Raw genomic sequence first — 13,449 nt, 5'->3', positions numbered from 1 at the left:
CACATTATCTACGCCAACGCGCGCTCATCCAGATAAGTCATCACCGTAGAAACCACCGTTGCTACATCATCGTTCAACGTGTTGAGGTGTATATCTGGCGCAAGAGGCGCTTCGTAGATAGAGTCGATACCGGTAAATTTCTTGATCAATCCCTTACGGGCTTTTACATAAAGCCCCTTCGGGTCACGGCGTTCGCACTCGGAAAGCGGCGCATCAATGAATATTTCCATAAATGCATCCGCACCGATAACTTCGCGCGCAAGCGCTCTATCCCGCTCGAATGGCGAGATAAACGAGGTAATCACAATCAGTCCTGCATCGACGAACAACCGTGACACTTCCGCAACACGCCGGATATTTTCTTCACGATCAGCGTCGCTGAAGCCTAGATCCCGACATAACCCTAGGCGAACATTGTCGCCGTCGATCAAGAAAGTGTGTCGACCTCGTTCAACCAAAGCAATTTCAATTGCGTTGGCAACGGTAGTTTTCCCCGCGCCACTCAGGCCGGTTAACCACAATACTAAGGGCTTCTGCCCTTTCATCGTGGCTCTGGCGTCGGCACTGACGCTAGACGCTTGAAACACCAAATTATTAACCATTAAAAAGGACTCATTAAAAGTTGATTATTCATGTGCTAAACGCTTTCACTGCTGGAGATTAGTACATCAGAAACACATTTAAAATCTATGACGCCTGTTGCTAACTGCTCAGTCACTGGCAGCACTCGGAACAAGCATGCATCCAGTAGCCGATGGAGGTATGTTTCCTCCCCGTTGACTGATCCCAACACGCCTGCATTCACAAAATACGTCCCTGGGTTCAGATTACACTCAAAGGCAAACTCAACCTGAATGATGGTTCCGGGCGATACATAGCTGACCGCGTCTTGAGGACTGGTCGCGGTGGCCGCGCCCCCCAACTCGACGCCAGCCAGTGTTTTAATCATCATGCCAAAACGCACACCGGTTGCCGCAACGGAAAAATCAGTTTTATAGGTATAGCGATAGGTTCTCCCTCGCGCCAGGCAATTAACCGGCTCGCCTGCCAGATTAACAATCTGCGGCAAATTAATGACTGCACCATGGGATTCATAGGCGAGTTCACTTTGGGATTTCAAATGGGGGTCGTAAAATTCCTCAACGTCATCCGTAGTATTCTTCGAGGAGGCGTGTGCATTCGCCCCTGCGATTGAATTCAACGTCGACAGCGATACATCCCCTTCAGCGCTCACCGCTGCACGAATACCCTCAACCTTCTCGGCAGGAGCATAAAGCAACTTTTGATATTTCCCGATTACATTCTTGGGAGCACCTTCCGTAAGCTTGTCACCATTGTCCAAAAGAATAGCGCGATCACACAGCTCAACAACGGCACTGCCGGAATGCGATACAAAGAGGATTGTCGCACCGTTGGCTTTAATCGCTTCAATTCGAGCAAAACACTTACGTTGAAACAGCTCATCGCCCACTGACAATGCTTCGTCAACGATGAGAATTTGCGGATCAACATTAATCGCCACCGCAAAAGCAAGGCGCACCATCATGCCGCTGGAATAGCTCTTGACCGGCTGATCAATAAAATTGCCTATTTCTGCGAATGCCTCGATTTGGGAAAATCGAGCGTCTGTTTCCTCCCGCGACAAGCCAAGCACTGCGGCATTCATATAGACATTTTCGCGCCCACTGAAGTCTGGATTGAACCCTGAACCTAACTCAAGTAATGCAGCTACTCGCCCAGAAGTCTGAACATCTCCAGCGGTCGGCGTTAGCGTTCCGCAAATAATTTGCAGCAAGGTAGACTTACCACTGCCATTGCGACCAATGATGCCAACGGTCTCACCTTTTCTTACAACAAAAGAAATATCACGCAGCGCCCAGAACTCTCTGAAATATTGTTTTCGTCGACCATTAAACATTTGCAGAAAGCGATCACGCGGATTGTCATAAATGTGAAAGCACTTACTAACAGCATTTACCTTTATCGCAATATCAGAGCACATCAGAAAATCCTTTTCGCATTTTCTGGAACCAGATATACCCTGCCCAGAACATCACCAGCGCGACAATAAAGTAATTAAGCAACCCCATGAAATCCGGCATTTTCCCCCAGATTAAAACATCGCGAGATTGTTCAATTATAAATGTCAGGGGGTTCGCCATGATAAGCGGTTGAAATTCCGGCGGGAGGTTTTTGACGGGAAAGAACACCGGCGCCAAAAACATCATCATGGTGGTAATAATGGCCACTGTTTGCCCGACATCCCGCAAGAAAACGCCAAGGGCTGCAAGAAACCATGCAAGTCCTAACGCAAGGACCAATAACGGAAATAGCACAAGAGGAAGAAACAGCACGTGCCAGTGAGGCACACCAATAAGTAATGTGTATGCCATTAGCCAGACCGTCAGGCTAACCAGTGCATGAAAAAGCGCTGCACAGGCGGCAACGACGGGCAAGATCTCAAGAGGAAAAACTACTTTTTTCACATAATTGACATTACCGACAATCAAGCTGGGTGCGCGATTAAGTATCTCAGCAAACAAGCCATACACGATCATACCGACAAATAGCACAACGGCGAACATCGCCTTGCTTTCCTCGCCGCCACTCTCCGCTATCCCCCAGCGTGAACGAAATACAACAGAAAAGACAAAGGTGTACACCGCGAGCATTAGTAAGGGATTGAGAAACGACCACCCCAAACCAAGGAATGATCCCTTATAGCGACCGATCACCTCTCGCCTTGTCATTTGAGCAATAAGCTGGCGATTCACCCACAAACTACGTAGCAGTGATCCAATCGTAATCGGTTGGGGGGCATGAGGATTCATGGCCTACCTCTCACGTCGCCCTGCAGATCGTATTCCATATAGGTATTGATAATGGCTCTCCTCAAACCTGACGTTTAACCTTTCCGAGCGGAGCTTGGATAGGCCGTCTTGGGGTCACACGTATAAGACAGCCTATGGCCGAGATTAAAAGACCCAGTGATTTGACGAAACCGCTGGGCGGGCTGCTCAGCAATGAGAAACCGAATTGATATTCATCTTAGGCAGACTTGGACGTTTGAATGCACAGTGCGTTGCCATCGGTTTGTCATTCACCCTCCGCGACTCTCTTTTCACCGGCACCGAACAACAGGATCAAGCCCAACATCATGACTAACGGTATCGTCGCAAATAAATACCTGAAATCCGAAGCAATGCTCGTCGGTAGAAAGGACCCGTACATCAAGACTGTGGCCAGTGCAATCACGCCACCAATCGCTTTAACTGGCCCCGGAGAAATCTTGAGCGCGCCCACAGCCACAATCACTATAAGCGACAACATCCAGAAAGCGTGACGGTAAATCGGCCAACTGAAAAAAGACACGGCCATGTCATAAACTACTTGAGCTCTTGACGTGGTTCCTGGCCTCACATGGACTGCAGTCAGGTACTCAGGATTGCCTTCAACTCCGACAAAGACCGGCAGAGTGCCATTTAGTCCTCGTAGCCCCAGCAAAGTCGCGTAGGTCGTTACACGGTGCTCCAAATAGGCGCCCGGATTTTGCTTCACCATCACCCACCATTCATGCCGGAGCGTTTCGCTGGGTATGGAAGCGAACCAAGCACGAACAACCGGATTCAGATCAAGAAAGTCAATCCTGGCCGGGTCGTAGGCGGACTTGATTGCAGAAAGCTGCTCTTGCGTCACAGGGAGTGCCATCTCGGCAGGGGGAAGCTTTGAGTTACTGACAATGCCGGCAAGATCAAACTGTATGATGCTGCGAAAGCCCACAGAACTGGCGCGATCACCGGCGCCTTTCACCGACGATGCGACCTGGTGCTGAATGCCCAGAACAACACTCACGAATAAAACAATGATCACTGACGAAGCCAGAACTTTCTTAGTCGGCCTGAAGGAATAAACGGCGACCATAAGTGACAGTAAGAGGATCGGTGCCATGAAAACCCCTTGCTGACGAGCCTGGTATCCGGCAGCTAGCAAGACTATCGACAAGCCGATACAGCAATAACGACGCAGAGGCGAACCTACGGTTGCCGCGATCGCAAATGCACACGCCGCTGTTAACAATGACGCGAAAAGCACATCTTTCCAGACAATTCCCACATAAATGAAAACAATCGGATTTATGATCAGCAAGAACGCAATAACGACCCGCCATGTAGGGATAGTATTAAGGCCTTGAGCAGCGCGCACTTGCAGCATTGTTAAGGTGACAACGGCAAAGGCCCCATAAAGAAGAACCGAATTGATCATCACAAACAACGCAGCCGAAAGCTCCCCACCCCCCATCCACCTGAGCAGGGCCGACATGAACGGCGGCCCCCAACTTACGGACTGCCCTAGGCTGGCTTCGTAAAGTTGGATGCTCGTGTCCATCGACATCTGCCCCGGGGCATGTATCGCAATGGCAGCGCATGCAAGAACGAAGGTGAGCAAAACAACGAGGCGGCTCACAGGGCTCGAATTGACAGTCACCAGCGCAGACAACTTGCTTTGACTTGTCACGGCGCGCCGTTGGTTAACATCTATAATTGACATTGCGTCCAGTCCTGTTCAGCGGGCAGAATCATCGGGAAATACGCTTCATGAATCCTGGAACACCTTCCGTGCGAAGCACTTCCCACGCACGCTTGGCCAACAACACTCCGTGACGAGGGTCGTCCAGTACTTGGCCCAAATGCTCACGCACACGGCTGGAACTGAAGACAACCGGTACCCCACCTGCTTGATAACCCGGCGTCAACGCAGACGTCACCCGAAGCATCTCCGCTGCAGAAGTGGCTGGATCAAAAAGTGCCGGGAACTCCACACGCCCCTGGGATTCCCACCACGCGAGGTAACCGCCGCCTTCGGTTGCAAAAGGATCAGGAAAGGTTTGCTGCAGGTCCAGTCGCTCTCGATAAATGAGGCGTGCAGCCTTGGGAATAGCAGTACCGTCTGCAAAACGAGAGAACGCCCACGGCACTTGGCTTAAAGGATCCTTGCCCAGGTCAGCAATAGTCTCCGTATACCATTTGATCAACGCATGCGCCGTTGGCTGGTTAGCTGCGTTTTTCCACGCCATGGTCCGATGCGCACCACTGTCAAACCCTGTGAAGTGATAGAAGCCGAGAGGCTGTCCATCCACCATGACGTTATCCGGTAATTCACCTGTAATTTGTCGAGTTGTAATGTTCCACGGGGCGACGTTCAGACGCGAAGTTCGCAGGATGCATACACCCTCGAAAAAAGCCGGTACCAGATCGATCCAACGCTGATCAGTAAACAAGCCGTTGTGAATTTCAGCGCGGCAGAAATAATAAAGACGGTCTGACCACCATCTCGCGAACTGTTTACCTATTTCCGTTGGCGCAACGGCAAGGAAGCCCAGGTTATAAATGCCGTGTTTCAGGCTGGAGATCTCGTTATCCATGATGGCGGCTAACGTTGGCTCTGGAGTGACCTGGTGAGGCGTCAGAGCGATATTTGAATGCTGGATAGCTTCCAGCACATCATGCAGAGGTGAAAAAAGTACAGTATCTGGATCAAGGTAGATGACCCCGGCACAATCTGGACGATCAAGCAGTCGTGCCAGGAGGAACGGCTTGATGGCTGTCGACAACTCTACGATCGTGTGACAAAACGCCCAGCCATTTGCATTCGGAATATCCAGGCTGCTGATCGGGTGAATTTCATCAAACGGCTCTGCGGAAAGATCCAGACCGGCGGGCACTTCATCCGACAGAGCCAAATGCACGACCCAATCAGGATGGAATTTTTTGATCGACTCTACCAATGCTCGAACTTTCGGAATGTAGTTACAGGCGGCACTGGTGTAAACGTGTATTTTTTTCAAGAAATGACCTTAATACTTAAAGGGTGAAGAGAACGCTCAAAAGCCAGGATATCCTCAAGCAAGCTTGGGCCATCCTGCCGCGTCGCGATATAGCCGGTTTCAAGACTGCGAACCAGGTCAGCTTGAGCCCCCAGGTCCAGGCAGATCAGCGGTAGCTTCATCGACAGTATTTCATGCGCGACAAATGAGAATGTTTCAGGGCAAATTGAAGGCAGAAAAGCCATGCTGATGCCATGCTTTTCAACGATTTTGGGTAAATCGTCTTGTGCATAGGGGCCTGTTTCTTTCACCACTTCCGGGTGGCATGGCGCGTCGACACTTCCCACGACGACGATTCGCACCGGCGCGCCCACTTGATGAATCGCCGCCGCCAGATCTTGCAGGATGCCTGCGCCCTTGTGGTGGGAGATCGAACCTATTACTCCAATCGTCAGATACTTTCGCGGCGGCGCGGGGACGCTAACTTCGCGAAGGGGCTCCACATAATGAGGAAAGAGCTTCGCGCGTCCCCCGATCCCCGGGTAGGCACGCTCAAGTAACGTACAAGAAGATTGTGAAAAGCAGCGAATTTCGTCGGCCGCATCCAGCAGCTCTCCCCACATTTCACGCCAACGTACGATCGAGCGCTCCCCCGTTAGGGAGACGAATCCGTCCGGATGATTGCTCAAACAGGCATTGCAGCGCGACACAGACGGTATGCCGCAATATTGCCCACCATCGTCGAGCAGGAAATGCGAAGGGCAAACAAGGAAGTACTCATGTATGGCCACGATCAGGCTGGCATTGGTCCGTTGCTTCAACGCCAGCATGAACGTTCTAAGGCTTTGCGGATGCGGAAAAGATACGGCGCAGTTGAAAAACACTTGCTTAAGATCCATGCGCACCAGCAACTCGACAAAGCTGTCCAAGCTGGGCAATTGGCATGAATAGGTTCCGCTGCGGTCTCGTACTTCCACAAAAGTCTGCATGGAAGAAACGCGAAAACTAAGCAATATCACGGTATCGCCCGAGGATCGCCAATCAGTAACCACGCGCTCGCGAAACAGATTGGCTCCGCCTCCCATCGAATGATCGATCACCAGGCGGCATGGGCGGTTTTTCAGACGTGCCGCGAGAGCAGTCTCGTCAGAGTTCACCAGCGTAGGGTTTCGCCCACGATATCGAAGGCACTTTCTGACCAGCGTCTTGATACTTCCTCGACGCAGATAGGCCCAGGCTCGCTTAGCGAGATACAGACTCTGCGACACTTCAGTACTTTGCACTGCGTCGTGTGCTGGCAAAGCAAGCTCATGACGAGCTATCACGCCAGCGCGCATTTCAAAAACGAGTTCACACCTTTCGGGCGCTTCAGCTCCCCACCCGGCGATTACCATATAACCAGAGTTGGCCGCCTGGGCATTACCAGGGAACGCTGCGGCAACGTCTTCCCGCGACCGGCCCAAAGATACTGCAACGCGCTCAAGCCGCCCACCCGCAAAATGCATATGAAGGTAGGCCTGAACAATTACATGTTCATGATCCAGAGCCCATCCGAATCCGAACAGGCCATTGGGATGGCGTACGAGATGGTCTGTCTGACAGATTAACGTTGTCGATAGTACTTCTTGGGTGCTGCCATACTGCAGGCTGGGATCAACTACATCCATGTATATCGGTTCCACTATCAACTCACTACCACAACGGTTCTTTGACATAAGCCAAAGCCACCTACTTAATTTGAGGGTCCAGCGTCGCGTTTTGCAATGACTCCGCCACACCTACTGGCGTCATCTCTCTACGCGATACCAGTAAATATGCGCGTTCCAACGCGTCCTGTTGCTCCTGTACGATTCGTTCAGCGTGAGCCAGAGCATCCGAGGTTTGAATAAGCTGAGCATTGAGTTTCTGCATCTCTGCCAGACGCTCAAAAGCAAGTCTCTCTGCTTCCAGTAAGCCTGCTTGCATCGCATCTCTTTGCTGGAATGCCTGCTGTTGCTCAACGACGATGCCTTCGGCGCGGGAAAGCGCGGCACTCATTTCGATCAACTGAGCATCGAGCTTTTGTATATGTTCCAAACGTTCAATCGCGATCAACTCAGCCCCACGGAACAGAGTATAGGCGTCGTTTTGACGCTCGAGCGCAGCCTGTTGATCCGACACGATGTGCTCAGCACGGTCAAGCGCGGCACTGGTTTGACTCAATTGGGCATCAAGCCTATTTATGTGCTCCAAACGCTCAACCGCAAGTGTTTCGGCGTCGCGAAGACGGCAATCAAGCGCTTCTATTTGCGCTGATGCTTCTCGCTGAAATTGAGATTCAGCCAACGGCGAGTGCGCGCCCGTGGCCTGGTCGACAGGCTCGCTACCGAGCTGCTCGTTTGCACACTCAAGCGTCGACCGCTGTTCCAACACAATCAGTTCAGCGCGGGCCAGAGCATCACTGGTCTGAATAAGCTGAGTATCGAGTCTCTGCATCTCATCCAGACGTTCGACTGCCAATTTTTCAGCCATTGCCAATCCCTCACTCAAAGCAACAATTCGGGACTCTAAGGTCGAAAGCTGCCGATCATCCTTGTAAAACGCTTGTACTGACAAAAGTTTCGGGATGATATCACGCTGAAATTCAGATGTTATACGAATCCACTGAGCACTCTCTCGAAAGGCCCTGGGGGTCATGCCCTCCTCGATAGCACCATGCACAGCCTCATAAGCTCTCAGAACTAGCCCCGGGAGGCTCAGATGTCGGGCGTCCGAGCCATGGGATAATGTTGGTGCAATGAAGTCGCCGGCGAAGCGCTCAACGGTGTCTTGGGCGGGTGTCAACTTAAGCCAGCTCGCGACGTCTGAAAGAAAGTCGGCCGGTTGCAAAAGCAAATGATCGAATGCGAAAAATCGCATGTCTTCAGCGTTATCTAAGTATTCCAAGGCCCCAAGCAAATGTGTCATCCACAGCCAGGCCCCACGCTCAACGGAAATGCCATCACGTCGAGCCAGCGAATGCACTACCTCGGCTGGATGACGCACCACTAACATCAGCTGCGGCTTGACCTCCAACTGCGAGAACACTCTCCCCCAAAAAGGGGCCAACTGACACATCCGTGGGTCTTTGAATCCCCAGGCAGGCGCGTCGCCAAACAAACCTCGGACCAGCTCGACAGCTTCACCGACATATGCCTCCCATTGCCCTCCACTCCCCAACACTGGAGGCAAGGGGGAGTCCCAGCGGCAGTTCTGCAAGGCAAGCAGCCTGTTATTGAACTCGACAACCTGGCGCTCTTCGAAATACCCCTTGGGATTCCATTCGTCGCCTTGATACAAAGAACTTCCCATGCTCAGGCCGAGCTGTTCAAGCCCCGCAGCGATAGCGCTGGTGCCACTGCGATGCATCCCCAGAACGATCACTACATTTTTATTCGCGTCAACTGGATGCATTATCGAACACTCTAATATTGGCTAACTTGAAAACAGGGACCGGGACAGTTCTAGCACTCAAGTGCCTATCTATGATCGCAAAAGCAGAGCGTAGGGCCCTCGAAAATCACCGAAAATTGGCCGTCGCCAACGACGTGCTGACCAAAGCTCATCCGCTGAATGTGCGGATTTACGCTCGAGAGAATTCAGAGCTTCTTCATTATAGTTGCCAGCAGAAGCCCCAAATTCCCCAGCAGGGTTTGCCGGTAAAGTCCCGCCAACCAGACGCCAGAGATTCTGCGAAAGACGGTCTGCGTCCGTGCTTGCTTGAAGCACTCAAGCGTCCCTTGATTTTGCTTGCACAAACGGTGTTGCATGGCATCGAGGGCCCGGATGTTCTGGTCATTCCATTCATGGAAACGCCCTTGAAAAACCATCCGCAATCGAACTAATCGTGCCGCCCAACCAGCATTACTACCAATCACATTCTCAGCATGCTGACGATATTTCATCTTAGGCTGCGGATCATAGTGAACACGTCCGCCTGCCCCCGAGATCAACTGATAAAGCCACCAGTCGTGAGCAGGCACACTCAGGTCGTAGCCCGCCTCGCACAACAGCGCACGAGCGGCTTTGTTGAAAACCATCGTGTTCCCCCCCGCAATACTCTGAACCAGTGCATTGCCAAAACCGGGAGCGAGTCGAAAACGCGGCGAATAGCCGAGATGCACGCCCGTTTCGCTGATCAACTGAGTACGACCGCAATAAAGCGCAGGCACATGGGTTGGCACGGTTCGCAACCACGCCAGCGCCACCTCCAGCTTGTCCTCGCTCCAGATGTCGTCTTGATCGGACCAGGCAAAGAAATCTGCATCATCCACTCGATAGGTCAACGAGAGGAAATTGGCAGCGTATCCTCTCTTAGGCCCCATCATTATTCCCAGGCGAGCATGACCCCAGCGGCGACCGTAGTCTTCCAACAGCGAAAGGGTTCCATCCTGAGAACCGTCGTCCGACACCATCAACGTCCAGTTGGAATAGGTCTGCCGTTCAAACGAGTCAAGCTGCTCTGCAAGGAATGCCTGGCCGTTGTACGTACACATCAATACGACAACTTTTGCTTCGCAAACATCGCTTGGTTGAAGACGAGAAGGACTATGCAATGTAGTAATAGACACAAATATCCCGCTGCAACGCACTTACTCGCCTGTAGGAATCTGCGGTATGTGCCCTAAGAAAGCTGGAATTATTGCAGTTATATTCAGAACGTACAATCTTGTATCACAACCAATGGTCGGGCGTAATAGTCAGGCCTGGCACGGCCCGGAAGGCTGCATGGCACACACCTTGAAGCTAGAGCGCCTGAAAGGTGAAAATCGCCGGCTTAACCCACCCAGAAATATCCATCGGGTTATTACTAAGACGTTACTCGTGAAAGAATTTTTGTGCTATGGGCTATATGACTAACTTGGCGCCAAGGAACAGTGACAGCATGGCCTGTAAGAAAGTTCACTAATTATAGCCAAGCACGTACTTAACTTTTGATCGATATGGCTCATTAACATCATTCGAGCTTCTGAGTTTTAATTCCCTATATAGCCGCACGCCCATTGACCCCTATCAATAAACGCTCGAGCCTACCCGTTGAGCACTGGAATGGTGCCGCCATCCGCGTCACTATGCGCTCATCGCTTGCAGGACCACCCGCTCTCAAAAAAAATTGGACGTCTCACGTTGTCAGGTGAGCACCCCCCCCATCCACACTGGAGCAAGGATGAAGACCCAGACCATCGCAATTATTGGTGCAGGCTTTTGCGGCTCGACGCTAGCAGTGCGTTTACTGCGTAATCCAACCGGCGCGCGACAGAAAATCCTGTTGATTAGCCGGCCTGGCGCAATTGCGCGTGGCATTGCCTATGGAACCCGCTCTTACGCGCATCTACTCAACGTCCCCGCGGGCAGAATGAACGCCCTGAGTGACGATGAAGACAGTTTCTATGCGTTCGCCAAGAACCATGATTCCAACATCACGTCCGGATCCTTTGTGCAAAGACGCCTTTACGGTGACTATTTGGAGTCATTGTTGAGCAACGCCTCGCAAAACGCAGCTAAAGGTTGCGAACTGCACAATGTCATCGGCGAGGTTGTTGAGCTGATACCCAACGCAGAGCGTGATGGGGCGCGCTTAATCATGAACAACGGCGATCATCTGGAGGTCGACAAGGTCGTCTTGAGTATCGGCAGCTGCGCCCGCCAAAAACCGTCCAGCGCAGCAGGGCACCAACTGTTTTACGCAAACCCGCGCTACATACATGACCCCTGGAAAGCCGACGCACTCAGCAATGTCGGCTCGGACGCCCCCATTTTTCTCATCGGTAGCGGACTGACGATGCTGGACGTCGTGCTTGACCTGCGTGACCGTGGGCATCAGGGAATGATTTATGCCGTATCTCGTCGAGGCCTCGCCCCACAACCTCATCGGGTGCTGAACGCACGCCCTTCTTATGATGAACACCTGTCCCGACGAATGTTAGACAACTGCACGATCCGTCACTATCTGCGCACAGTCCGTGACGCAATCATGCACCAAGCGCGTACCGGGGGGGACTGGAGGGACGTCATCGGCGGGCTCAGGTCAACCACGGCTCAACTATGGCATGCACTGCCCATTATCGAGCGACAGCGCTTTTTGCGTCATGTGCGCCCGTACTGGGATACTCATCGCCACCGTTGCGCCCCACAGCCAGGAGCACGCCTGCAGGCCGAGATCGCCAGAGGCAAACTCAAACTTTTTGCGGGACGGGTAACCGGCTACACCCCCAATGAAGATCATGTCAGTGTAAGTTTTCAACGCCGGGGCACCTGCATCCAGGAAAGCATTGAAGTCGGCGCAGTGATCAACTGTACGACACCGGCATTTGACCTGCGAGAATTGGACGACCCCTTACTGGAATCACTGCGAATCGGCGGCCTGCTGATTCCGGACGCACTTGGAACAAGCATGGCCATCGCCCCTTCCGGCGCTCTGGTAGGGTGTGACGGGACAGAATCAAGCTGGCTGTATTATGTCGGCCCCTTCCTCCAGGCACGTGACTGGGAAGCGACGGCCGTACCGGAATTACGCGAATACGTGAAATCCCTGTCCGAGACACTGAGCCAGTAGCCCCTCCGGCCCGGCCCTCCTGCGCCCACAACGACACAGGAGGGCACGCGTCCCTAACCTTTGCGAAACACAAACACCAACCCAACAATGATCAACCCCATCCCCAACACGCTCAGCATCGCGAGCCTGTTGCCAAAGATCAGGTAGTCCATCACCGCCGTCACCAGGTAAAACAGACTGGTGACGTTCACCAGGTTGCCTCGGGCGATCAGGCGGTACAGCAGTAGCGTTGCCAGCAACGATACCACCAGCCCCATCCACAGCACCGGCAGGTAAAAGCTGCTGCTGTATTCAAAGTGGAACGGCTGAAAGGGCACAAATACCGAACACAGCAGGAGCCCCGCCAGGTACTGCACCGGCAGCGTGCCCAAGGGGTTGTCGGTGATGCGCTTCTGCATGATCGAGCCGAAGGTCATGCTGGCCAGGGCCAACAGCCCGAACAGCATGCCTGCCAGGGACATGCCGGACAGACCGATGCCTTGATACACCACCATGATCAGCCCCGCCAACCCGAGGCCCAGCCCGAACACGCGGCGCAGCGAACGCTGGCGTTCCATCAGCACCACGGTGAGGATCGGCTGTACGCCCATGATGGTTGCCATCACGCCGGGGGTGACGCTCAGGTCCAGGGCCAACAGATAGAAAATCTGGTAGGCCCCCAATAACACCAACCCCGTCGCCGCTGCGTACAACAGCGGCTTGCCGGGGCGCGGCAGTTTCAGCTTGAGGATCGGTATCAGCACCACCAGGCCCGCGAGAGCGATGGCAAAGCGGATGAGCAGAAACGCGAAGGGGGACGCGTGGGCCAGGCCCCATTTGGAGAAGATCGCCCCGCTGCTCCACAGCAGGACAAACAGGCTCGTCGAGGCCGCCGCGGCCACGGATTGTTTCGAAAGAACAGACATGGTTACCACCTGTAATCAGGCAAAAAAGCCGACTCAGCAAAAGCTGAAGTTCAAGGTTTTTTCAGGCGGGCAGACGGGAACAGCAATCAGCTGATCAGCCCGAAATACCAACACCCGGCGGTGATACGACTGCGTACACCGGCGTG

10 protein-coding genes are annotated in these 13,449 nt (G+C 52.9%); 1 reads left to right on the top strand and 9 read right to left on the bottom strand.

The features are described 5' to 3' along the window. Positions 1-8: 8 nt before the first annotated feature. From cysC to AB4O08_RS20145, 8 genes are all read right to left on the bottom strand, one after another. Entirely contained in the window at positions 9-602 is a 594-nt protein-coding gene (gene cysC / locus AB4O08_RS20180) for an adenylyl-sulfate kinase (RefSeq protein WP_010208590.1), read from the bottom strand. 35 nt (positions 603-637) lie between these two features. After that, a complete protein-coding gene (locus AB4O08_RS20175; protein WP_175439675.1) occupies positions 638-2,002 on the bottom strand; it encodes an ABC transporter ATP-binding protein in 1,365 nt (454 codons plus the stop codon). Beyond that, positions 1,992-2,831: an ABC transporter permease gene (locus AB4O08_RS20170; protein ID WP_038453610.1), complete on the bottom strand. Its 840-nt coding sequence runs from the start codon at positions 2,829-2,831 to the stop codon at positions 1,992-1,994. The genes AB4O08_RS20175 and AB4O08_RS20170 overlap by 11 nt, the downstream gene beginning before the upstream one ends. A gap of 265 nt (positions 2,832-3,096) precedes the next feature. Next, the gene (locus tag AB4O08_RS20165; RefSeq protein ID WP_069673227.1) at positions 3,097-4,548 is read right to left on the bottom strand and encodes a hypothetical protein; all 1,452 of its coding nucleotides are present in this window, start codon (positions 4,546-4,548) and stop codon (positions 3,097-3,099) included. 28 nt (positions 4,549-4,576) lie between these two features. After that, positions 4,577-5,845, bottom strand: coding sequence for a glycosyl transferase (locus AB4O08_RS20160; protein WP_069673228.1), 1,269 nt, complete (start codon positions 5,843-5,845; stop codon positions 4,577-4,579). Beyond that, positions 5,842-7,491 carry a glycosyltransferase gene (locus tag AB4O08_RS20155; RefSeq protein ID WP_187517046.1) on the bottom strand — a complete coding sequence of 550 codons (1,650 nt, stop codon included), beginning with the start codon at positions 7,489-7,491 and terminating at the stop codon, positions 5,842-5,844. Before AB4O08_RS20155 ends, AB4O08_RS20160 begins: the two co-directional genes overlap by 4 nt. Positions 7,492-7,552: 61 nt before the next feature. After that, positions 7,553-9,256, bottom strand: a complete 1,704-nt coding sequence (locus AB4O08_RS20150) for a sulfotransferase family protein (protein WP_010208578.1) — start codon at positions 9,254-9,256, stop codon at positions 7,553-7,555. 185 nt (positions 9,257-9,441) lie between these two features. After that, a complete protein-coding gene (locus AB4O08_RS20145) occupies positions 9,442-10,413 on the bottom strand; it encodes a glycosyltransferase family 2 protein (RefSeq protein ID WP_305436397.1) in 972 nt (323 codons plus the stop codon). A gap of 596 nt (positions 10,414-11,009) precedes the next feature. On the opposite strand from AB4O08_RS20145, the gene AB4O08_RS20140 reads away from it, so the two are divergent. Continuing rightward, a complete protein-coding gene (locus AB4O08_RS20140; protein WP_198730073.1) occupies positions 11,010-12,398 on the top strand; it encodes an FAD/NAD(P)-binding protein in 1,389 nt (462 codons plus the stop codon). Between the two features lie 53 nt (positions 12,399-12,451). Here AB4O08_RS20140 and AB4O08_RS20135 read toward each other — a convergent pair whose 3' ends face one another. Continuing rightward, positions 12,452-13,303, bottom strand: coding sequence for a DMT family transporter (locus tag AB4O08_RS20135; RefSeq protein ID WP_460114305.1), 852 nt, complete (start codon positions 13,301-13,303; stop codon positions 12,452-12,454). Positions 13,304-13,449 lie beyond the last annotated feature (146 nt).

This window comes from Pseudomonas sp. H3_E07 (genome assembly GCF_054668895.1).
This window is presented reverse-complemented; position numbering and strand designations above follow the sequence as displayed.

What these genes read in the sequence shown, in the direction of transcription:
- cysC (WP_010208590.1), bottom strand. Translation starts at nt 602, where the DNA reads ATGGTTAATAATTTGGTGTTTCAAGCGTCTAGCGTCAGTGCCGACGCC.
- AB4O08_RS20175 (WP_175439675.1), bottom strand. Translation starts at nt 2,002, where the DNA reads ATGTGCTCTGATATTGCGATAAAGGTAAATGCTGTTAGTAAGTGCTTT.
- AB4O08_RS20170 (WP_038453610.1), bottom strand. Translation starts at nt 2,831, where the DNA reads ATGAATCCTCATGCCCCCCAACCGATTACGATTGGATCACTGCTACGT.
- AB4O08_RS20165 (WP_069673227.1), bottom strand. Translation starts at nt 4,548, where the DNA reads ATGTCAATTATAGATGTTAACCAACGGCGCGCCGTGACAAGTCAAAGC.
- AB4O08_RS20155 (WP_187517046.1), bottom strand. Translation starts at nt 7,491, where the DNA reads ATGGATGTAGTTGATCCCAGCCTGCAGTATGGCAGCACCCAAGAAGTA.
- AB4O08_RS20150 (WP_010208578.1), bottom strand. Translation starts at nt 9,256, where the DNA reads ATGCATCCAGTTGACGCGAATAAAAATGTAGTGATCGTTCTGGGGATG.
- AB4O08_RS20140 (WP_198730073.1), top strand. Translation starts at nt 11,010, where the DNA reads ATGAAGACCCAGACCATCGCAATTATTGGTGCAGGCTTTTGCGGCTCG.
- AB4O08_RS20135 (WP_460114305.1), bottom strand. Translation starts at nt 13,303, where the DNA reads ATGTCTGTTCTTTCGAAACAATCCGTGGCCGCGGCGGCCTCGACGAGC.